The 21,295-nt window shown below is 40.3% G+C and carries 17 protein-coding genes, 4 tRNA genes and 2 pseudogenes; 9 read left to right on the top strand and 14 right to left on the bottom strand.

The genetic code is table 11. The annotated features are described in order from the left end of the window. Window position 1: 1 nt before the first annotated feature. The 8 genes from tuf to murB form a co-directional block, all read right to left on the bottom strand. Complete coding sequence (tuf, locus tag L654_RS0103735; protein ID WP_024589451.1) at window positions 2–1,186, bottom strand: elongation factor Tu; 1,185 nt, start codon at window positions 1,184–1,186, stop codon at window positions 2–4. Window positions 1,187–1,314: 128 nt separating this feature from the next. Further along, window positions 1,315–1,390 (bottom strand) — tRNA-Thr (locus tag L654_RS0103730). Between the two features lie 11 nt (window positions 1,391–1,401). Then, window positions 1,402–1,476 (bottom strand) — tRNA-Gly (locus L654_RS0103725). Window positions 1,477–1,520: 44 nt separating this feature from the next. Next, window positions 1,521–1,605: transfer RNA gene (locus tag L654_RS0103720), tRNA-Tyr, on the bottom strand. A gap of 40 nt (window positions 1,606–1,645) precedes the next feature. Beyond that, window positions 1,646–1,721 (bottom strand) — tRNA-Thr (locus L654_RS0103715). 126 nt (window positions 1,722–1,847) lie between these two features. Next, a complete protein-coding gene (locus tag L654_RS0103710; RefSeq protein ID WP_024607300.1) occupies window positions 1,848–2,558 on the bottom strand; it encodes a type III pantothenate kinase in 711 nt (236 codons plus the stop codon). Continuing rightward, entirely contained in the window at window positions 2,555–3,547 is a 993-nt protein-coding gene (gene birA, locus L654_RS0103705; protein WP_024593804.1) for a bifunctional biotin--[acetyl-CoA-carboxylase] ligase/biotin operon repressor BirA, read from the bottom strand. The genes L654_RS0103710 and birA overlap by 4 nt, the downstream gene beginning before the upstream one ends. Next, complete coding sequence (gene murB / locus L654_RS0103700; protein WP_024607299.1) at window positions 3,544–4,554, bottom strand: UDP-N-acetylmuramate dehydrogenase; 1,011 nt, start codon at window positions 4,552–4,554, stop codon at window positions 3,544–3,546. The genes birA and murB overlap by 4 nt, the downstream gene beginning before the upstream one ends. Window positions 4,555–4,697: 143 nt before the next feature. Between murB and L654_RS0103695 the strand changes: the two genes are divergently transcribed. Further along, on the top strand, window positions 4,698–6,539 hold the full coding sequence (locus tag L654_RS0103695) for a M1 family metallopeptidase (protein ID WP_024607298.1): 1,842 nt from the start codon (window positions 4,698–4,700) through the stop codon (window positions 6,537–6,539). A gap of 59 nt (window positions 6,540–6,598) precedes the next feature. Here L654_RS0103695 and L654_RS0103690 read toward each other — a convergent pair whose 3' ends face one another. Beyond that, a complete protein-coding gene (locus L654_RS0103690; protein WP_024589455.1) occupies window positions 6,599–7,198 on the bottom strand; it encodes a DUF2057 domain-containing protein in 600 nt (199 codons plus the stop codon). 92 nt (window positions 7,199–7,290) lie between these two features. On the opposite strand from L654_RS0103690, the gene L654_RS0103685 reads away from it, so the two are divergent. The 3 genes from L654_RS0103685 to L654_RS0103675 all read left to right on the top strand — a co-directional run bounded on the left by L654_RS0103685 (window position 7,291) and on the right by L654_RS0103675 (window position 10,859). Then, window positions 7,291–7,659, top strand: a complete 369-nt coding sequence (locus tag L654_RS0103685) for a histidine triad nucleotide-binding protein (RefSeq protein WP_024607297.1) — start codon at window positions 7,291–7,293, stop codon at window positions 7,657–7,659. Between the two features lie 219 nt (window positions 7,660–7,878). Continuing rightward, a complete protein-coding gene (locus L654_RS0103680) occupies window positions 7,879–8,535 on the top strand; it encodes a response regulator transcription factor (RefSeq protein WP_004334929.1) in 657 nt (218 codons plus the stop codon). Between the two features lie 167 nt (window positions 8,536–8,702). After that, the gene (locus L654_RS0103675) at window positions 8,703–10,859 is read left to right on the top strand and encodes a response regulator (protein WP_024589456.1); all 2,157 of its coding nucleotides are present in this window, start codon (window positions 8,703–8,705) and stop codon (window positions 10,857–10,859) included. Window positions 10,860–10,889: 30 nt separating this feature from the next. Here L654_RS0103675 and L654_RS0103670 read toward each other — a convergent pair whose 3' ends face one another. From L654_RS0103670 to L654_RS01000000125430, 3 genes and pseudogenes are all read right to left on the bottom strand, one after another. After that, complete coding sequence (locus L654_RS0103670; RefSeq protein WP_024607296.1) at window positions 10,890–12,305, bottom strand: mannose-1-phosphate guanylyltransferase/mannose-6-phosphate isomerase; 1,416 nt, start codon at window positions 12,303–12,305, stop codon at window positions 10,890–10,892. A 75-nt stretch (window positions 12,306–12,380) separates the two neighbouring features. Beyond that, complete coding sequence (locus tag L654_RS0103665) at window positions 12,381–13,154, bottom strand: amidohydrolase (RefSeq protein ID WP_024607295.1); 774 nt, start codon at window positions 13,152–13,154, stop codon at window positions 12,381–12,383. After that, window positions 13,142–14,262, bottom strand: a pseudogene (locus L654_RS01000000125430) (methionine aminotransferase). The gene L654_RS0103665 and the pseudogene L654_RS01000000125430 overlap by 13 nt, the downstream one beginning before the upstream one ends. Window positions 14,263–14,370: 108 nt before the next feature. On the opposite strand from L654_RS01000000125430, the gene L654_RS0103655 reads away from it, so the two are divergent. The 4 genes from L654_RS0103655 (at window position 14,371) to L654_RS0103640 (ending at window position 17,416) form a co-directional block, all read left to right on the top strand. Beyond that, window positions 14,371–15,000, top strand: coding sequence for a methylthioribulose 1-phosphate dehydratase (locus L654_RS0103655; protein WP_024589460.1), 630 nt, complete (start codon window positions 14,371–14,373; stop codon window positions 14,998–15,000). Beyond that, on the top strand, window positions 14,997–15,683 hold the full coding sequence (gene mtnC / locus L654_RS0103650; protein ID WP_024607294.1) for an acireductone synthase: 687 nt from the start codon (window positions 14,997–14,999) through the stop codon (window positions 15,681–15,683). The genes L654_RS0103655 and mtnC overlap by 4 nt, the downstream gene beginning before the upstream one ends. Then, window positions 15,680–16,222, top strand: a complete 543-nt coding sequence (locus L654_RS0103645) for a cupin domain-containing protein (RefSeq protein WP_024607293.1) — start codon at window positions 15,680–15,682, stop codon at window positions 16,220–16,222. The genes mtnC and L654_RS0103645 overlap by 4 nt, the downstream gene beginning before the upstream one ends. A gap of 129 nt (window positions 16,223–16,351) precedes the next feature. After that, window positions 16,352–17,416 carry a RelA/SpoT domain-containing protein gene (locus L654_RS0103640; RefSeq protein ID WP_007579871.1) on the top strand — a complete coding sequence of 355 codons (1,065 nt, stop codon included), beginning with the start codon at window positions 16,352–16,354 and terminating at the stop codon, window positions 17,414–17,416. Here the strand turns inward: L654_RS0103640 and mtnA are convergent. Beyond that, the gene (gene mtnA / locus L654_RS0103635) at window positions 17,405–18,433 is read right to left on the bottom strand and encodes an S-methyl-5-thioribose-1-phosphate isomerase (RefSeq protein WP_024607292.1); all 1,029 of its coding nucleotides are present in this window, start codon (window positions 18,431–18,433) and stop codon (window positions 17,405–17,407) included. The two genes, L654_RS0103640 and mtnA, sit on opposite strands and share 12 nt — an antisense overlap. 129 nt (window positions 18,434–18,562) lie before the next feature. On the opposite strand from mtnA, the gene mtnK reads away from it, so the two are divergent. Then, on the top strand, window positions 18,563–19,780 hold the full coding sequence (gene mtnK, locus L654_RS0103630; protein WP_024607291.1) for an S-methyl-5-thioribose kinase: 1,218 nt from the start codon (window positions 18,563–18,565) through the stop codon (window positions 19,778–19,780). Window positions 19,781–19,815: 35 nt separating this feature from the next. Here the strand turns inward: mtnK and L654_RS01000000125425 are convergent. Beyond that, a pseudogene (locus L654_RS01000000125425) lies at window positions 19,816–21,190 on the bottom strand (IS4 family transposase). Window positions 21,191–21,295 lie beyond the last annotated feature (105 nt).

Genomic DNA, 21,295 nt, shown 5'->3' with positions numbered 1-21,295 from the left:
ATTACGCTACGATAGTTGCTACAACACCAGCACCTACAGTACGACCACCTTCACGGATAGCAAAACGAAGACCTTCATCCATCGCGATTGGTGCGATTAGAGTTACTGTCATCTTGATGTTATCACCAGGCATTACCATTTCTACGCCATCTGGTAACTGTACGTCACCTGTTACGTCAGTTGTACGGAAGTAGAACTGTGGACGGTAACCTTTGAAGAATGGAGTATGACGACCACCTTCATCTTTCGAAAGTACGTATACTTCTGAAGTGAATGTAGTATGTGGGTTGATTGAACCAGGCTTAGCTAGTACTTGACCACGTTCAACATCTTCACGCTTAGTACCACGTAGAAGTGCGCCGATGTTTTCGCCAGCACGACCTTCGTCTAGAAGCTTACGGAACATTTCAACACCAGTACAAGTAGAACGAGTTGTATCATTGATACCAACAATTTCTACTTCGTCATTGATGCGAATGATACCAGCTTCAACACGACCAGTTACAACAGTACCACGACCCTGGATTGAGAAAACGTCTTCGATAGGCATGATGAATGGCTTATCGATGTCACGCTCTGGCTCTGGGATGTAAGTATCAAGTGCGTTTGCAAGCTCAACAATCTTATCTTCCCACTCTTTCTCGCCTTCTAACGCTTTAAGCGCAGAACCAGCAATTAGAGGTAAGTCATCACCTGGGAAATCGTATTCTGAAAGAAGTTCACGAACTTCCATTTCTACTAGTTCAAGTAGCTCTTCGTCATCTACCATGTCACATTTGTTCATGAACACGATGATGTAAGGAACGCCAACTTGACGAGAAAGAAGGATGTGCTCACGCGTTTGTGGCATAGGGCCATCAGTCGCAGCAACTACTAAGATCGCGCCGTCCATTTGAGCAGCACCAGTGATCATGTTTTTAACATAATCGGCGTGACCAGGACAATCTACGTGTGCGTAGTGACGTGAAGGAGTATCGTATTCAACGTGAGACGTTGAAATAGTGATACCACGTTCGCGCTCTTCAGGAGCGTTGTCGATTGATGCGAAATCTTTAGCAACACCGCCGTATACTTTTGCAAGTACGTTAGTGATTGCTGCAGTTAGTGTAGTTTTACCGTGGTCAACGTGGCCAATTGTACCAACGTTTACGTGCGGTTTTACGCGTTCAAACTTTTCTTTTGCCATGACGGAACCTATCAGTTTTGTGTATCTAAATTACATATGAAAATAATCCACCAGAGGTAGATTAAGTTAATTTTTTCAAATAGTATTTTCTGACAGATAAAGGAAGTAATCAAGGAGATTCTTAGGACTGGTGCTGATAGGCAGAGTCGAACTGCCGACCTCACCCTTACCAAGGGTGCGCTCTACCAACTGAGCTATATCAGCAACACAAGAACTGGAGCGGGCAGCGGGAATCGAACCCGCATCATCAGCTTGGAAGGCTGAGGTAATAGCCATTATACGATGCCCGCATAAAAATCTGTTCTTAAACTACCTCTAACCGTCAAGAATAAAGTGGTGGAGGGAGCTGGATTCGAACCAGCGAAGGCTGAGCCGTCAGATTTACAGTCTGATCCCTTTGGCCGCTCGGGAACCCCTCCACGATAATTCTCTACTAATTCACTTCCGGTAAAAGGAAAGTGGTGCCGACTAACCGAGTCGAACGGTTGACCTACTGATTACAAGTCAGTTGCTCTACCAGCTGAGCTAAGTCGGCACTGCTTTAGTACGGGGCGAGATATTAGAGTAAGGTTTATTGGGATGCAACAATAAAATTAAAAAAAGTGTAAATTTTTAGTTTAAATGCTCAATATTCACGCGAAAACGCGTTTTTTGCACTTTTTTATACTGTTTCGGTTAATTCGTACCAATAATTCAATCCCTTCATTACGAGCAATGAATCAAAAATACTTCCTGCAAATTGCTGCTGCAATAGTGAGCCATAGCCACCAGCAAAAATAATTTGTGTTGCTTGTTCTGTTTTTTGAGCCGTTAAATTCAGCTTAGCTTGCTCAATTGCCCCGGTGGTTGCCACTAAGGCACCGTTTTTTAAACCATTTGGCGTGTTTTTACCCAATTCATTAGTAAACGGTGTTTTACCGTCATCAAAAACACGTTGGGTGTTTTGTGTAAGCGATGAGGTCATTAAATCAAGCCCGGGTAAAATCCAGCCACCTAAATGTAGGCCTTCACTATTGAGCACATCAATTGTTGTCGCAGTACCCGCATCAACAACAATACATGCTGTGTTTGGATATAACGTAAAGCCTGCAATAAGCGCAAGCCACCTGTCTATGCCTAAGTTACCCACATGCTCGTAAGCACATACAAGATCTCCAAGCGTTTTGGTTACCTTGGCCTCAAAGCAAGTAATATTATTGCTAGCCGCTTGCGCGAGAATATCGTTTAGTAAATCACTGCGCCCTACGCACGCATAAATCACTTCGGTTATTTGCAACCAAGGTAGGTTATTTATATCTGCTGGTTGTGCTTGCTCGTTATGCCACAGCACAGCTTTTAGTGATGTATTTCCTACGTCGATCAGTAATCTCATACTTGCGCCTTTCTGAGGGAGACTTCCCCACCGTAATAACTTTTCACTTCACCATCTTGGCGAATTCGTATTCCACCTTGTGGGTCAATACCTTCGCATATTCCACGCCAGCTTCGGTGTCCTGTATTTAGCTCAACATAATCGCCAGCAAACGCATTAAGCGAATTCCATTGCTCATACATATCTTGTAAGCCAGTTTGACGATACTGCACTAAGCGCTGCTCTAAATGATAAGTAAGTGACGCCACCAGCTGGTTTTTATCAAGCTTTTGAGTATGTTGATTTAAGTCGGTCCACGCTTGGTCTATATGTTGGCTAAAACTCTCAGGCATTTGTAAATTAATACCTATACCAATCACTAACTGACAAGGTCCTTGCGGTTGCCCATCTAATTCAACCAACACACCTGCAAGTTTTTGTTTATTTATATAAATATCGTTAGGCCATTTAAGCTCTACGTCAATTTGGTATAACGCTTTAATTGCATCATAAACAGCAAGGCCTACCGCAATTGATACACCCATTGCAGCTTGAAGCCCGTCATCTAAACGCCAAAAGTAACTGTAATACAGATTAGCGCCAAATGGGGATTGCCAAACACGGCCGCGTCGGCCGCGCCCTGCTTGCTGCATTTCAGCAACAATAACAGTACCAGACTCAAGCGCTGTTTTAGCCTGTATACGGCGCATAAGCTCGCTGTTGGTCGAATCAATAATAGGGTGTACTTCTACATCGGCAGTATTAGCACCTAGCGCTTTGTAGTGCTGATCAATTTGCGTTTTATTTAAAAGGCCCACTTGGTTATTTAAGCAATAGCCTTTGCCAGTCACTTTAAAAATGTCCAAGCCCATTTCTTGTAACGTTTTGATATGTTTACTCACCGCAGCTCGGCTAATTCCTAGCTTTTCACCCAAGGCTTGGCCAGATACAAAGCCCCCTTGGTTAAGTGCATTTAAAATAGCGAGTTTGTTTCCATCAGGTGCTTTCATTGCTCAGGCTCCGCGTTAATATGGCATTCGCTGCGCGCATCTATTAAACGTACTTCGTGTTCTAGCATAATGTTGTAACGTGTATAAACCACTTGCTGAATGTGTTTAATCATATTTATTAGGTCGATACCTTCACTATTTCCGTGATTAACAAGTACTAATGCTTGTTGTTGATGCACTTCGATACCGGCCTCACGGTGCCCTTTTAAACCACTTTGATCGATTAACCAACCTGCCGCGACCTTGTGATGACTTTGCCCATATTCGTAATGAGGTAAATCTGCAAATTGCTTTAATAGTTCAGCTAACTGCTGGTTGGTTATTATTGGGTTTTTAAAAAAGCTACCCGCATTGGCAAGTGTATATGGGTTAGGTAATTTGCTATTGCGAGTTTGTATTACTTGATCGAATACTGCTTGCGGGGTAATGCTTGAGAGCTGTTGCAGGGGGCCATAACTTAATACTGGTTGCCATTTTTTTGGGAGCGCTAAATGCACTTGCGTGATCACCGCTTTATTTTTGAGAGCATTTTTAAATATTGAGTCTCTGTAAGCAAATTCACATTGTGTATTATTTAGTGAGTGCATAGTTTTAGTGGTTATATCAAAGTACTCTACCAACTCAATAAATTTAGCTATCTCAGCGCCATAAGCACCAATATTTTGTACCGGTGATGCGCCAACAGTGCCCGGTATAAGTGCTAGATTTTCAAGCCCGGGTATATTTTTCTCTAATAAATAACTGACTAGTTGATGCCAGTTTTCGCCTGCAGCAATACTTATTAGTGTGTCGCTCTCACGCTCGGTAATTTTAATGCCTTTTAAGGCTATTTTTATAACCGTACCCATGTAGTCATTTAAAAATACGGTATTACTGCCCTCGCCTAGCAAACAAAACGGTGCACTAAAACTTTGCGTTTTAAGTTGCTCAAGCTGAGTAATTTCAACAAAATTTTGGCATTGGCTGTTTAATGCGAATGTATGTAAGGAGTGTAATGAATGCGCCACAAAGCTCTCTAAAAATACCGGTAACTAATCGCAATAGTTTACCTCATCGTCGCAAATGTGGCACTAGATTGTAAAAATCACTCAACCCACCGTGTCAATCGTGATATAAAACCAGCACTTTTTTATTTGTGTTCAGAGTAATGATGAAAATTAAACCTCTTTTTTTAAGCCTCGCTATGGCGGGTATGTGTTCGCAAACAATGGCTAATGCGATTGACCAAAACTCGTATGCTAACCTTGATGATGTTGTTACTACTCACTTAAACCTTGATTTAGATGTCGACTTTGCCGACAAGCAGTTAGAAGGTTTTGTTGAGCATACTCTTCAGTGGAACAACAGCAAAAGTAGAACTCTCGTACTTGATACCCGCGACTTAGACATTGATAAAGTAATGTACAAAGATCAAAGTGGTAACTGGAAAAAAGCGACTTTTGATTTAGCTAAGCGAGATGACGTTAAAGGTTCAAAGCTTACTATTAAGTTTAAAAACCAAGCTGAATTAGTTCGTATTTACTACAACAGTCGTCCAGAAGCATCTGGCCTGCAATGGTTAACACCAGAGCAAACGGCAAGTAAAACACATCCATTTATGTACAGCCAATCGCAAGCAATTCATGCACGTAGTTGGATCCCAGTGCAAGATACACCCGCAATGCGTGTAACTTACTCTGCACGAATTCATACACCAAAAGATATACGTGCTGTAATGAGTGCCGATAACAAAGATGCGCTTTATAAAGATGGCGACTACATTTTTGATATGCCACAAGCAATTTCACCTTACCTAATTGCTATTGGCGCAGGTAACTTAGAATTTAAAGCAATGTCGCACCAAACTGGCATATTTGCTGAGCCTACAATTTTAGATGCCTCAGTTGCTGAATTTGACGACACCCAAGCCATGATCGACAAAACAAACGCCATGTACGGCGAATATGCATGGGGTCGCTACGACTTATTAATGCTACCGCCAAGTTTTCCGTTTGGTGGCATGGAAAACCCACGCTTATCATTTATAACTCCAACGGTTGTTGCCGGTGATAAAAGCTTAGTTAACCTTATTGCCCATGAGCTTGCTCATTCTTGGTCAGGTAACTTAGTAACTAACGCAACGTGGGAAGATTTATGGTTAAACGAAGGTTTTACCTCGTACGTTGAAAACCGCATTATGGAAGAAGTATTTGGTCGTGACCGTGCGGTTATGGAACAAGCACTTGATTCAGCGTCTTTACGCGCACAAATTAAAACAATTGATGCACCAGATACACGCCTTAATTTAAAACTTAATGGCCGCGACCCAGACGATGCGTTTAGCTCAGTGCCTTACACTAAAGGTCAGTTATTTTTAATCTATCTAGAAAACAAATATGGCCGCGATAAGTTTGACCCGTTTGTAAAAGCGTACTTTAAAGAGTTTTCGTTTAAATCACTTACTACCGCGCAATTTGTTACTTACTTAAAAGCTAACTTAATTGAGAAGTACCCTGGTGTTGTAAGTATGGATAAAGTAAACGAATGGATTTTTGAGCCTGGCTTACCAAGTGATGCGCCAAATCCTACGTCTGATGCATTTGATAAAGTAGATACTGCAACAGCAGCATGGTTGAAAGGCGACACAACAGCAGCTCAACTACCAACGGCTGATTGGTCTGTGCATGAGTGGCTACACTTTTTAAATAACTTACCACGCGATTTAAGCATAGAGAAAATGAGCGAGCTTGATAGTGAATTTAACCTAACGCAATCAACTAACGCTGAACGTGCGTTTGCTTGGTTTATGCTAGCAGTAGGTAATGGTTATCAACCAATTTATCCTGCGCTTAATAAGCACTTATCAGGTATTGGCCGTCGTAAGTTAATTGTGCCGTTATATAAATCACTTATCACTAACGGTAAAAAAGACTGGGCACAAAGCGTGTACTTAAAAGCACGCCCTGGGTATCACCCTCTTGCGCAAGGTACTATTGACGCATTATTTGAATAAATAGCGTTAACTAGAAACTAAAAAGGGCCAAATTTGGCCCTTTTTGTTTTTCTGTTATTTTACTTTGTTACTTTTTCTAAAAAAGCTTTACGCTCTGTAGTTGTGGCTTGTTGCCACCAAAAATCAAGCATTTGCGGCGCACTTGGCATTCCTTTACCTGTAATTGGTGCTATCGGCTTTATTGGCTGACTAGGACGTGAAGGTCCTGCAGGCATTGTATTTTGCATTACCGGTTTATTGCTTGCTAGCTGCGTGTTAGAAATAACACTTAAAGGCTTAGCAACAGCGCTACTTTTTGCTTTTAAACTAACTTGTGGTGCTTCTGCAAATACTTTTGCAGATACTGAATTTTCAGCACGATTAAACACTAAGGTATAATCTTTACCTGCTTCAACAGTTACACTTACCCAAAATGGTTCCGACTCCACAACTTCATGCGTGTCATAATCATCTTCATATAAATCGGTGTACTTTAGCCTAAGCTGATAAGTTCCGGGAGCAAGCTCTACATCATCAATACGACTAAACAAAGAGCTTTCTAGCATTTTATCGCCCACTTGCAGTGGTACAAATTCTTCTGGAAAGTGAATATTCTCAGCATTAGCCGAAAAACTAAGTAGTAATGCAACTGCACTACTTATTAAAATTGGTTTAAGCATATTAACTCCTTTATTTGATTTCAGTTTGACACTGCTTTGAAAGTTTGTCATTAGTGAGCTTAAAATTCACAACACTTAATTAGGAACACACTATGAGCCAAGAAACTATTTTTACCAAAATCATTAATCGTGAAATCCCGGCAGATATTATTTACGAAGATGAAAACACTCTCGCATTTAAAGATATAAACCCACAAGCGCCATTTCATGTATTAATTATCCCAAAAAAAGCAATTGCTACTATAAATGATATAAATCCTGAAAACTCACATTTAGTAGGCAATTTATACGTTGTTGCGGCAAAATTAGCTAAGCAGCACAATTTTGCTGAGGACGGATACCGCGTGGTCATGAACTGTAACGAACATGGTGGACAAACCGTTTATCACATACATTTACATATGCTTGGCGGTAAAGAAATGGGCTGGCCACCTTACCAAAATGTAAAAAAAGTAAATTAATTAAATATTTTTATCTAACTATTCTGCTCAACCAACTAGTTACAAATGTTATGATTTTTCATGGTTATAAAGAATAAATAGTTACTTATTTGCAACATTTTATGTTTAAATAATCGTAAAATCGTATTTGTTATTGAGTGCTTCAGCGACTTTCTAATACAAAAGGTGCGGAAGTCGTGATAAACTTAAACAGTCAGCTTTATAAAAGAGTATAAAAACATGAGCAGTTCAGCCTTTTTGTTATTAGATCAAGAGCCAATTAACACTATTGGTATTAACGTTTTAGAACCTTTGTTAAAAACGCAAGGCCTTGACGTAACCACGGGTACTAATATTTTAGATATACCTGAAGGGACTCGACTTTTGTTTATCGAAACATCTAGCAAGGATGCATGGGGAAAACTAAAAGAACAACTAGTAAACCTACGTATTAAATGCGATATCATATTATTTAATCTAGACGAAAACCCTGAGCTTGCTAATCGTGCATTGTTGAGCGGTATTCGTGGCGTATTTTACACAACAGATAACGCCGATGTATTAATGAAAGGTATTCGCTTACTACTTGAAGATCAGCTTTGGTACCGTCGCGATATTATGTGTAATGCATTAAATCGTATGCTGCAATTTAATAAAGATGCGCTGCATAAACTAACCGAAGGCGATATTGAGCCTGTTAAACTTACTAAGCGAGAAAAAGCAATAATCTCACTAATGAGTAAAGGTTCGAAGAATAAAGAAATCGCAGAAGATTTAAGTATCAGTCCACACACAGTTAAAACACATTTATATAGCGCATTTAGAAAAACTAAATGTCGTAACCGTATTGAGCTCCTATCTTGGGCACAACAAAATATCCCTGATGAAATTCGTTAATCATATATTTAGTTTAAAATTAAAAACAGACACTTAGGTGTCTGTTTTTGTATGTGTTACACACTGATTTAATACCAATTTGCTTGCCTAAGTGATCTGTTTTGAGGATTGGTATAAGTGTATACTTTTGATAACTTTAGTTTAATAGCTACTTTGCTGGAATATTAATGCTCGACTCCTTCACTCTTTACTTTGCCAGCATCGCCATCATGGTCGTAATGACCTTACTTAACTTTTTGACATGGCGAACAAACAAACAAATATCGGGCACGCTGCTATACATTTTTTATCCCATATTGCTATTAGGCTCTGTTATTGGCTTTACTCTTGTTGGTGATACACATAATTTAGTAATTATTAGCGCTGCCAGTAGCATGATGTTTGCCGCATCAATAGTGCACTGCCTTTCACTTAGTCAGTTTTTAAATTATCGCGGTATTGGTTTTAAATTACTCTGCTCAGTGACCGCTTTTTGCACTGTAATGCTTGGCTATTACACCTTTTTTGACCCATCTTTACACGAAAGAGTGATTGCATCCGATATACAACACATAGCAGAAGCCGGTTTTTTACTGTTTATATTTATTAAGTGTGCACGCAAACCCTATCCTAATGGCAGTATTGTATACATAACCATTTTAACGCTTGTTGCTTTAAGCTTTATTGGCCGCTCGTTATTTATGGATAACATTGAACAAAAAAATCTTTTAGTAAACGGCTGGTTTAGCTCTTTATTATTTTTAAACGGGGTAATTGCGCCCATGTTTTATGCTGCAGGTATGGCCTTATTATGTAATGAGCGCAGAGAGCAGCACCTCAATAAACTCGCCGATAAAGCACAAAAAGACTTAGAAATACGCGGGCTCTTTTTATCAACAATAAGCCACGAAATTCGCACCCCACTAAACGGTATTTTAGGCAGCGCCCAACTTGTTATGAACCAAACAAGTGATACCCGCAATAAAGCCTATTGCGAGGCAATTATAAATTCTGCCGAATCACTTAACTTATTGGTAGATAAGGTCCTTGATTACGCGAGCCTAGATCAAAGTGACGAAGCGCTTTACGAAGAAGATGTAGAGTTTAAAACATGGCTTAATAATTTATGTTTATTACTAAGCCCTCTTGCCGAGCAAAAGCAACTCAAGTTTGAACTAATATGTAATATTCCTGAGCAAGCCTGTTATTACTGCGACCAGCAAAAACTTAGGCAAATAATTATTAATTTAGTGGGTAATGCCATTAAGTTTACAGACCACGGAACCGTTAAAATTCAGGTTGATTTAGTATTAGAAAAACAACTTGAGCACACTATAAAAATTAGTGTCAAAGATTCAGGGCCAGGTATAGAAAATGATGAGATAGCCTACTTAACAGAACCTTATGTACAAAGTAGTGCAGGAAAAGAGAAAGGCGGAACCGGCCTTGGCTTAGCTATTACCAGTCGCCTGCTTGAAAAGCTCAGTAGCCGACTCGAAATAGCCAGCCAGCTTGGTACTGGTAGTGTATTTAGCTTTACCGTTACTTTTACTTTAGGTGAATTAAGCCTTGTAGAGCAGCGCCATCAAACTAAAGATTACTTAACAGGTCTTGATGTACTACTGGTTGAAGATTTAGATTTAAATCAAAAAATTGCTATAGAATTTATGGCCGACGATGAGCACAAAATTAAGCTCGCAAAAGATGGGAAAAGCGCCATAGAACTCATGCAAGCTCACCACTTCGATGTTGTTTTGCTTGATATGAACCTACCTGATTTAACAGGCCAAGAAGTACTTAAACGTCTAAAACGCATTGATCATAAAAATCAACGAACTCCAGTACTCGCATTTACTGCAAGCCTTAGCCCTGACGAAGTAAAAGAGTATTTAGAATTAGGAATAAAAGACATTGTAGGCAAGCCTATTAAGCACGAAAAGCTTCGCCAAGCACTTAGCGACTCTCAATCTAATCAAACTGCGAGCATTGCAGTAGAGCTTATTGATACCTTGTATGACAAAACAGCGGCCGAAACACTCACCAGCTCGTTTAGTGAAGATGAAGTATCGTCGATTTATAATGAGTTTGTGCTTTCGGCGCGTAACAAGCTAATTCGCTGTCAAAAGCTTATTGATCAACAACCAGAGCAATGCATTAAGCTTTTACATCGCCAAGCAAGTACTGCTCTGCAACTTGGTTTTAATCGCTATGGTATTGAGCTTAAAAAAATAGAGCGTCGTTTACTCGATAAAAAGCCACACAACGATATGCTTGATGAAGCGTTAGATCTGTGGCAACGCAGCTTAGAGCAATATTTAAAGTTTGTGCGCGGGCAGTTAGAGTAATAGTGTATTAGCTTTAAAAATAGCTAATTATTAGCCTCTTCCATATTTATCATCAAATCGCTCTATATCGCTTTCATTAAGTACAGTGCCGGTTTGCACTTCAATGACAATTAACGGCTCTTTTTGATTATTAGCCAAGCTATGAATTTGCTTTGCGGCGATATAACACGATTGGTCGTGCGTTAGCGTATGTACTTGCTTATCAATACACACATCTGCAATACCCGAAACCACAACCCAATGTTCAGCGCGATGCTGATGGCGCTGCGTCGAAAGCTTAGCACCACTGTTAACAGTAATTTTCTTAACTTTAAAGCTAGTGCCTTCAACCAAAGTACGGTAATTCCCCCATGGGCGAAAAACCACTTGATGATGATTAAGTTTATCAGCCTGTGTTGTAGCAATTTGCTTAAGCAACAAAGGCAAAGAATCTAGCTCATTTTGGTTTGCAATTAACGTGGCATCATGAGTATGAATAATTGCTAAATTGCTTACTCCAAGCGTGGCAATAGTGTGTTCAGCCTCGTTAATAACTAAGTTATTAGTGCTTTTTTGAGCCATATAATTAGCATTTAAACTATTACCGTTTTCATCTTTTTTTGTAAGCGCATCAAGGGATGAAAAACTACCTACATCACTCCATTTTAAATCAACAGGCATAACAACTACGTTATTACTGCGCTCTAAAATGGCGTAATCAATTGAATAGCTTGGGCAGTGTTCAAGCGCACTATTGCTTGGGCGGGTAAACCCTAAATCTTTGGTAAATTGTGCCGCTGCAGCGACACTCGTTGCTATTTTTGGCGCAAACCGTTCTAGCTCTTTTAAATAGGCCGCAGGGGTAAATAAAAACATGCCGCTATTCCAGCTATAACCACCTTGAGCTAAATAACGGTTCGCTGTATCTAAGTCAGGCTTTTCTTTAAATTGAGCAACATCGTAACAACCCGTTCCAACAATAGCCGCGCCTTGTTTTATATAACCATAACCAGTATGCGGCTCTGTAGGAGTAATAGAAAATGTAACTAGCTTTCCTTGCTCAGCAAGTTTTACAGCTTCAGGGAGCTTAGCTGTTAATACATCAAAGTTTTTAATATGATGATCGGCAGGCATCACTAATAGCGGGCCGGTAATCCCATTTTGCAGTGCATAGTGGGCGGCTAATGCGATGGCAGGCGCGGTGTTTTTACCTTTGGGTTCGAGTAATAATGCAGTAGGAGCTGAGCTTTCAGCCTGCTCGGCGGCAATAAATCGGTGCTGTTCGTTACACACTAAAATAGCATTATCAAACAACTCATTAGAAACACGCGCCAATGTACTTTGCAGCAATGACATGTTTTCATTTAGTAGTGATAAAAACTGTTTAGGCATTGCTTGGCGAGAAAGCGGCCACAAGCGAGAGCCTATGCCACCAGCTAAAATTACAGGAGTGATTAAAGTGTTCATAATGTATATTAGCCGCCAACAAAAATATCAGCGACTATTTTAACACTTTATTGGCTCTGCGCTAAATTAACGTGTCTATATTAATGTAAAAGGGTCTGCATCTAAATAGGCAGGAAACGCTGCTTTAAACTCATCCAGTGGCGCTTTTTCAAGCGTGATAGTAACTAGCTGCTCAGTGTCATCTTGCGCTTTAGTTAATGCATCGCCTTTAAAGTCGTATACTGCGGTACCGCCATTGTGCGCCACACCATTACCGTCGTCACCCACGCGATTAACGCCTACTACGTAGCATAGGTTTTCCATTGCACGCGCCATAAGTAACGTATCCCAAATATGGCGGCGTACAGCAGGCCAATTTGCTACGTTTATCATTACATCGTAGTCGTTATTATTGCGTTGAAATACCGGAAAACGCAGGTCATAACATACTTGCGGTAATAGTTTAAAACCATTGATTTCAAAAACTTTGCGCGCTTGCCCTGCTACAACGTAGTCGCCCTCACTGCCTAAGCGAAATAAATGGCGCTTATCGTAATAACTCACCTCTCCATCGGGTTTTACCCAATAAAACCGATTTGCTTTTTTATCGCCTTGTGCAACAAGTACCGAACCCGCAATAACCGCATTATGTTTATGAGCCTGCGCTTTTAACCAAGTCAGTACTTTACCATTTTCGGGCTCTGCACAATCTAAATTAATAGCAAAGCCAGTCGAGAATGTTTCTGGCAGTAAAATAAGATCGGGCTGATGCGTAATTGCGTCAAGCTGTTTATTAAACATGGCTAAATTAGCGTCTTTATCAAGCCAATAAAGCGAGCTTTGCAATGCTGTAATGGTTAAAGTTGACATAATATTTGCGCAGCCTCTATGAGAGTGTTGTCGTTTTTAGCAAAGCATAAGCGAATTACTTTATCGGTTGGTGGTTTTTGNCCGCCACACCTGCTTGCTCAACTAACCAATGGCAAAATTCAACATCGTTTAAATCCGATACATCACTGTAATCTAATAATAAAAAGTAAGTGCCTTGGCTAGGTAAAATTTTAAAACGACTATTACTTAAATGGCTCGCTAATAAGTCGCGTTTTTGCTGATAAAACCCACTTAGCTCATCTATATGCTCGCCTTGCTGCTCGAGCATATCGGCAAGCGCATGCTGTGCGGGGGTAAAACTTGAAAACGTAACGTACTGATGAATTTTTCTAAATTCGACAGCTAAATCGGCAGGTGCAATACAGTAACCCATTTTCCAGCCCGTACTGTGAAACGTTTTACCAAAACTCGATATAACAAAGCTTTTGGCAAATAATTCATCATCGCGTAATACGCTTAAATGTGGTTGTTCATCAAACGTAATGTGCTCATATACCTCGTCGCTTATTACATACAAATTGTGAGTACCAACTAACTCTTTAAGCTCTTTTATATCTTGTGGCTGTAATATTTTACCGCTTGGGTTATGAGGCGTATTTATAATAATTGCACGGGTATTTTTAGTAATTACTTGGCTCACTACTTGCCAATCAATAGTGTAATTTGGCGCACTTAAAGCAATGTGTACCGACTTTCCACCAGCGAGTTCAATTGCGGGTTGGTAGGAGTCATATGCAGGGTCAAATACAATCACTTCATCACTGGGGCGCACGATTGTTTGAATAGCCACAAACAATGCCTCTGTTGCACCTGAGGTAACAGTAACTTGATCAGCTGCGTTTATAGCAGCTGCATATTTACGCTTTGCTAAATCAGCAATTTGTTGCTGTAATCGTGGTACACCACTTGAAGGTGAATATTGATTAACGCCCTGCTGCACATAATAATTTAACTGCGTTTTTAAAAGATCAGGAGCATCAAACTCAGGAAAGCCTTGAGAGAGATTAATTGCCGAAAACTCATTAGCCAACCCACTCATTTGGCTAAATATACTAACGCCTAAATTTGGTAATTTACTTTCAAACACGTGATGCCCTTAATGATGGTTTTGCGCTTAAAGCGATGCTATCATTGCTTAAAACAGAAGTATAGCCGTCTAAAAACAATTAACTTTACGCTCATTAGTGAGGAATGTATGCAAAACAATACCGCTATTTCACAACTTATTGAAGCCGGAAAATGGGTTAGCCAAAAAGGCTGGGTACCCGCAACAGGTGGAAATTTTTCAGCTCGTACTAGCACTGGCTTTGTTGTTACGGCAAGTGGGCACGATAAAGGCTCACTTACGCAAGAGCATTTTTTGCAATTAGACCACCAAGGCGAGCGCCTAGCAGGAGCTGTAAAGCCATCGGCAGAAACACAATTACACCTAAGTTTGTATCAGCTTATACCTGATGCACAGTGTGTTTTGCATACTCACTCTGTAGCCGCCACCGTACTGTCGCAAATTACCCAAAGGCATCAACTTGATTTAACAGGCTATGAAATGCAAAAAGCACTGAGCGGCTTTACTTCGCATTTAGAAACGCTGAGCATTCCTATTTTCGATAACGATCAAGATATTGACCGATTAAGCCTGCTGGTCAGTGACCATCATTTACATACGCCGATAGAGCACGGCGTACTGATACGTGGTCATGGCTTATATGCAGTAGGGCGTAATATTGATGAAGTTCGTCGCCACCTAGAAGCCTTAGAGTTTTTATTTAGTTGCGAACTAGAGCGCCTGAAAATAATCGGTATTCAAGCGGGAGTAACTAAATGATTAAAGCTATTTTAACCGACATCGAAGGCACAATAACCCGCATCTCGTTTGTTAAAGAGGTGTTGTTTCCTTACGCGGCAAAGCAGTTACCTACCTTTGTACGTGCCAATGCTGATAAGCCAGATGTAGCCGAGCAAATTAATGCCATAAAAGCCCTTGTCGAAAAGCCAAACGCCGATATAGAAGAAGTCATTAGCACTTTACTTACCTGGATTGATGAAGATAAAAAAATCACTCCACTTAAGCAGTTACAAGGCTTAATTTGGCAAACAGGGTATGAACACGGTGATTTTAAAGGTCATTTATACCCAGATGCATTTGATTTTTTACAAGCTCAACACAACAACGATATTACTTTGTATGTGTACTCGTCAGGGTCGGTAAAAGCGCAGCAGCTACTTTTTAAATACAGTGATTATGGCGACATTAGCAGCTTGTTTACTGACTTTTTTGACACCAAAGTTGGCGCAAAACAAGAACAAACAGCCTATAACACTATTGTTAAGCTATTACCGTTTAAAGCAGCAGAAATACTCTTTTTAAGTGATGTAGCCGGTGAACTTGATGCCGCGCAAGCTGCAGGCTTAAAAACACTACATTTAATTCGTGATGGGCAAGCAAGCACTAAAGCACACCCTTATATTAATGACTTTAGCCAATTTAAATTGGGGCAATTAGTATGAGCCAATTAACAGTGTATGCCGACAACGATGCAACCAAAGCACTTGTAAACACATCAAATGCTGATGATATTGCAAAGCAACTAGCTAAAGTAAACGTACGTTTTGAACAGTGGCAAACAAATGCAGATATTAATGAGCACACCACCCATGAGCAAATTATTAGTGCGTACAAAAGCGATATAGATCGGTTAAAAATCGAAAATGGCTATCAAACAGTAGACGTTATATCTCTAGCTAAAGGTAATCTTGGCGCATCAGAGCTGCGCAAAAAGTTTTTATTTGAACATACTCATAATGAAGACGAAGTGCGTTTTTTTGTAAAAGGCCAAGGGCTATTTTGCCTGCATTTAGGCAATAAGGTTTATCAGGTACTTTGCCAACAAGGCGATTTAATTTCAGTACCTGAACTTACCCCGCATTGGTTTGATATGGGAAGCGACCCTGAGTTTACTGCCATTCGCTTATTTAACAATACAGAGGGCTGGGTAGCAAAAAGTACTGACTCGTCTATTGCAGAGCAATTTCCCTTACTCGATTAATAAAGCTCAGTGCACGCATGCCTAAACTATATTTTCTATAAGCGTATTTATGCAATTTGCAGGATGACTTCAATCACTTAACTCTGTAATATTATTTTAGCAATGCAGCTGATAAAGAGTAACTTTCCAATGGTGAACGAACAATATCAAAAGTCTAAACAACAACTAGCCTACTCACGTAAGCAAGTTGAAAAGGCTGGTCGTATTTTTCGTAAAAATGAAGGTGATTTTGACTTTGCAATAGAGGTTGTACAAAACTATCGTGCAGCACATTTATATCCGCTGACTATTATTAAAAACCTCGTATGGAAACATGTAAAAAAGCTTCATTTGCTAGAATCGGCGACTATAGTTAGACGCTTAAAGCGCTTGCCAACTATTATAGATAAGTTACAAAGAGCCTCGTTGGATGGTAAAAGTGAAAACGCAATAAATCTGAAGCGAATGCACGATATAGGTGGCTGCCGAGTAATCTTAGATAATCTAGAGCATCTATATCAACTCAACGCCAGTTTAGACTCGAGTAGAGCAGTTCATAGCGTTAAGTCATATGATTATATTGAAAACCCAAAAGCGACAGGCTATAGAGGTATTCATCGTGTTTATAAAAGTTATAACAATTTAGAATCTCACGATTATAAAGGCTTTCAAATTGAAGTTCAGTTGCGCACTAGGCTTCAGCACCTTTGGGCTACTACTGTTGAAATTGTAGATATTATTGAAAAAGAAACACTAAAAACCAATCCCCAAGCAGCCGACACAGATTGGAAGCGATTATTTTTTATCATGGGTGAGTTTCTTGCAGTCAAAGATGGTTCAAATCAATTAAGTTCACAACAATCGCAGGCCTTTGTTGATGAGCTTTCGGCACTAAATAAAAAGCTAGCCGCATTTCATAAGCTTGATGCATTTAATCGCGCATTCCAAGTTGACGAAATTAAAAATAAATCGAAAGATACAGGCTTTGCTTTACTCGTTCACAACACTGAAACACAAATGGGTCGAGTCTTTTTATATGCAGAGAATAAAAAGCAAGAAGCTCTAACACATTACGCCGAACAAGAAAAACAAACTCACAATAACGTGCTTCTGGTAGCGGGGAGCGACTTGAAATCAATAGAAAAAGCCTACCCCAACTACCTAAATAGTACCTCTGAGTTTCTTTCAGAATTCAGTCGCATATTATTGAGTTAGCTCTTTAAGTTTACCCATTAATACTTGTTGCTGGTCATACACACCCGTGTCTAACACCCACCCTGTGACCAGTTTTGCCGGCGTTATATCAAATGCAGGGTTATACACATTAGCATTAGTGGGCGCCCATAAAGCCTCACCAAAGCTACCGCTAACTCCGCGCACTTCTTGAGGATTACGTTGCTCTATTTCTATATCATCACCACACGCGGTGTTGGTATCAAGCGTGGTAATAGGCGCGACCACATAAAATGGAATGTTATGAAAATGCGCTAGTACGGCTAAATTATAGGTGCCCACTTTATTAGCAAAATCACCATTGGCGGCAATACGATCAGCCCCCACTACTATTTTATCTACCTTACCTGCAGCCATTAAACTTGCTGCCATATTATCGCAAATTAATGTGTAAGGTATTTTCCAGCGCTCAAGCTCAAAGGCAGTTAAGCGACCGCCTTGTAATAATGGTCGTGTTTCATCAACCCACACATGTACGTTGCCATGTTTTTGCTGCGCTTTATAGATAACACCTAGTGCAGTACCAATACCAGCGGTTGCAAGCGCCCCTGTATTGCAATGAGTTAATACATTGTCGCCACTATTTATAAGCTCGGCGCCACGGGTTGCCATTCGTTCACACAGCTCAATATCTTCAATAAACAACCGCTCAGCTGTACTAACAATACCGGCAACATAATCGCTTTGCGTTAAAGCTTTTCGCAATGCCGCCATACAATGCATTAAATTAACTGCCGTTGGACGAGTGGCCTCTAGTTCATTGATTGCTTTTTCAAGCTCACTTTTTACTACCCCTTGTTCAGCTAAATACGCCACTAACAAGCTCGCGCTTAAACCAATAAGTGGAGCTCCACGTACTTTTAAACTAATGATCAGCTCTTTCATGGTTTCTACATCATGGCATTGATGCCATACCTGCTGGTGAGGAAGTAAATATTGGTCGAGCACACTAAGCGACCCGTTTTCATATTTTAAACTGCTTGCGATTAAATTTTGCATAATGCTTAAGGTATTAAAAATACGTAACGTTATTTTACACCACTTTGAATAACTCTCAAGTTAGACTTATAGACATCTAAACATTTAAAGGTATAGAATGCTTAAAAGCTGATTTTTGAGATTTAAACCATGACTAACTATGTTGCTTTTAACGCACAGCGCGCTATCGATTACGTATCGACATTAATTGAATCTAAACAATGTAATTTTTTTGCTCAAGGACAAACCTTATCGGCATATGAGTTTGGCGATGGCAATCTTAATTTGGTATTTAGAATTACTGATGAGCAAAACAATAGCGTTATTTTGAAGCAAGCTCTGCCTTACGCGCGTTGTGTGGGCGAGTCGTGGCCATTAACACTTGATAGAGCTCGTATAGAAGCGCAAGTTTTGCTTAATCATGGCGCTATTTGCCCAACTTATACTGCTAGGGTTTTACATTATAGTGAAATGCAAGCGCTGACTATTTTAGAGGATTTAGGTAATTTACAAATACTGCGCACTGCACAAAATAATGCGGAGCAATTTCCTAAATTGGCGCAGCATGTAGCGACCTACTTAAGCCATACTGGCTTTTATAATTCAGATTTTTATTTAACCGCACAAACTAAAAAAGCACTCGTTAGTCAATTTACTAATCCTGAGCTCTGCCAAATCACTGAAGACTTATTTTTTAGCGATCCGTACATTGAGCACGAACGCAATAACTACCCAAAGCAACTACAAAACGAAGTTGATGCAATACACAAAAACAGCGTATTAAAGTTAGAAATAGCAAAACTAAAAGCTAATTTTTTATCTAACCCGCAAACATTACTTCATGGTGACATGCACAGCGGTAGCATTTTTGTTGATTGTAATAATACAAAGATGATTGACCCAGAGTTTGGTTTTTTTGGACCTGCTGGGTTCGATATTGGCTCTTTTATTGGCAATTTACTTTTAAATTACTGCGCACAATACGGGCATATTGGAGATTTTGTGGCTCGTCGTAATTACCAAACCCACTTATTAAGCACCCTTGTTGAATGCTATACCTTATTTGAACAGCATTGGCTTACGCTTATAAATGAGCACACTACTGAAGGTGCGCTAAAGGTTACAGGCTACGGTGAATACTTTATAAAGGGCGTATTACAAGACGCCATTGGCTACTGTGGTGCTGAGTTAATTAGGCGCACCATAGGGCTCGCACATGTAACCGATATAGATAGCATAAATGATGAGAAAGCGCGTCTTATAGTGCAAAAACAAACATTAGCACTAGGCGAGCAACTTATTTTGAATGCCCAAACATGCGACAACAAAGAAGCATTTTTTAGTTTATTAATAAGCCAATTAAACTAAAAAACATTAAAAAGGCGCTATTAGCTGTCTCTTGATCACAAGTCTGACTCAAGAGATTTTGCTAAATCGTAGCCTTCCAGGATGGCTTGTAACTTAAGCCATCCTTGCCATAACACTTTCACAGATGCACGCCCTGTGCGCTTGGTATCTTTCCAGCCTCCTAACTTTGCCAGTTCCTGATACGCCCATGACATATTTGGAGCAGTTTCAGGCAATGGTGTTTTTATTCTCTTTAACCACAATAACTTCCATGCTTTGGGAGATAACAGTTGTTCACAACTTGGAGAATCAGGCTGCTCATTGGTGAACTTTAGTTGCAATATTCGCGTCGCAATAAAGCCATTAATCGTCACCAATCTTTCCATGTTATCTTGGCTTTGAAGGCGTAAACTTTCGATATCCGTGCCATCACTTTTCCAGACTTTATGGTATTCCTCTACAAGCCAACGGTGCTCATAGTAGGTGATGATAGCTAAGGCGTCTTCTTTGCTGGTGACTGGTTCACTGGTTAATAGGTGCCAGCTTAAGCCGTTCTCAGCGTTTCCTCGCTCTGCACAGCCGACATAGTAAACTGGTAGGGAGCGTCCTTTCTTATTGTAAGGCGCTTTGAGTGTCACTGGCGCATAGGTGATATCCAGTGTTGCGCTTCGGGCTTTTCTTCCTCCTTTTTGTGCAATGTGGATGTGTTTGGTGCCTGCACTCATCAGCTCGCTTGCGAACGCATAGAGCTTATCCTCACCTTCTTCAATATGACGACTTTGCATCGAGCGTACGACGAATCGTTGCTGCTCGGTCAGTTTATACTGCAAGTATTCGTAGATGTCCGCTTCGCGGTCACACACCGATATCACGTTCGCCATTTGTCCTTGCAGCCGCTCTGCCATCGCTCGTGACGCTGACTCCCACTTGTAACTTTCTTTTTCTTCGTAAGAAGTCGTCGCGTGTTTTTCTCTTTTTCCAATCGTGTTGATATCACGACTCCAGCGAGACTGTTCAATTAATCCCACAACTTGCTTTGTGTCTGGCGCAAACAGTAATACGCTATGAGCTAACAAGCCTCGTTGTTTTGCTCCTCGTCCGACATGACCCAAATCATCTCGAATGGAGGAATGTTTATAAATTAGTGTGGTCGTGTCTTCTAATGCGAGCAATAAGTTATGACTTTTTGCTTGTTCAACCGTGGCTTTAAAGCCTGACTCTGCTATAGCCGTTGCGTCAATATTCTCGTTGCGAATAAAGCGGTAGGCACCTTCCATATCNGGCGGGGGATTGAGTGATGTTCACAAGTGGTTTTCCTGGTTCATTTGCAAGCGTTGATGCTAACTTTACCAGACGCGCTGTTCTTCTTGGATCACCTAAGTCCGATTTACCGAATTGTTGTTTTGCCCAATGAGTATGTTCGTTAATCATAATGTGCCCTCAAACAAGATTTGAAGATCTGATCATGACATTGAGATTTAGTTCAAAAAAATCCCCGCTAATTTCTTAGCAGGGATTTGTGTATAAGAGACAGCT

Origin of the sequence: Pseudoalteromonas sp. TAB23, assembly GCF_000498075.1 — a bacterium.
Taxonomy (GTDB): domain Bacteria; phylum Pseudomonadota; class Gammaproteobacteria; order Enterobacterales; family Alteromonadaceae; genus Pseudoalteromonas; species Pseudoalteromonas arctica.
Note: the sequence above shows the minus strand (reverse complement) of the source record. Positions and strands in the feature narration are given on the sequence as shown.

Excerpts from the sequence above, each read along its gene's own strand:
- tuf (WP_024589451.1), bottom strand. The coding sequence starts at position 1,186 with ATGGCAAAAGAAAAGTTTGAACGCGTAAAACCGCACGTAAACGTTGGT.
- L654_RS0103710 (WP_024607300.1), bottom strand. The coding sequence starts at position 2,558 with ATGAGATTACTGATCGACGTAGGAAATACATCACTAAAAGCTGTGCTG.
- birA (WP_024593804.1), bottom strand. The coding sequence starts at position 3,547 with ATGAAAGCACCTGATGGAAACAAACTCGCTATTTTAAATGCACTTAAC.
- L654_RS0103695 (WP_024607298.1), top strand. The coding sequence starts at position 4,698 with ATGAAAATTAAACCTCTTTTTTTAAGCCTCGCTATGGCGGGTATGTGT.
- L654_RS0103690 (WP_024589455.1), bottom strand. The coding sequence starts at position 7,198 with ATGCTTAAACCAATTTTAATAAGTAGTGCAGTTGCATTACTACTTAGT.
- L654_RS0103685 (WP_024607297.1), top strand. The coding sequence starts at position 7,291 with ATGAGCCAAGAAACTATTTTTACCAAAATCATTAATCGTGAAATCCCG.
- L654_RS0103680 (WP_004334929.1), top strand. The coding sequence starts at position 7,879 with ATGAGCAGTTCAGCCTTTTTGTTATTAGATCAAGAGCCAATTAACACT.
- L654_RS0103675 (WP_024589456.1), top strand. The coding sequence starts at position 8,703 with ATGCTCGACTCCTTCACTCTTTACTTTGCCAGCATCGCCATCATGGTC.
- L654_RS0103670 (WP_024607296.1), bottom strand. The coding sequence starts at position 12,305 with ATGAACACTTTAATCACTCCTGTAATTTTAGCTGGTGGCATAGGCTCT.
- L654_RS0103665 (WP_024607295.1), bottom strand. The coding sequence starts at position 13,154 with ATGTCAACTTTAACCATTACAGCATTGCAAAGCTCGCTTTATTGGCTT.
- L654_RS0103655 (WP_024589460.1), top strand. The coding sequence starts at position 14,371 with ATGCAAAACAATACCGCTATTTCACAACTTATTGAAGCCGGAAAATGG.
- mtnC (WP_024607294.1), top strand. The coding sequence starts at position 14,997 with ATGATTAAAGCTATTTTAACCGACATCGAAGGCACAATAACCCGCATC.
- L654_RS0103645 (WP_024607293.1), top strand. The coding sequence starts at position 15,680 with ATGAGCCAATTAACAGTGTATGCCGACAACGATGCAACCAAAGCACTT.
- L654_RS0103640 (WP_007579871.1), top strand. The coding sequence starts at position 16,352 with ATGGTGAACGAACAATATCAAAAGTCTAAACAACAACTAGCCTACTCA.
- mtnA (WP_024607292.1), bottom strand. The coding sequence starts at position 18,433 with ATGCAAAATTTAATCGCAAGCAGTTTAAAATATGAAAACGGGTCGCTT.
- mtnK (WP_024607291.1), top strand. The coding sequence starts at position 18,563 with ATGACTAACTATGTTGCTTTTAACGCACAGCGCGCTATCGATTACGTA.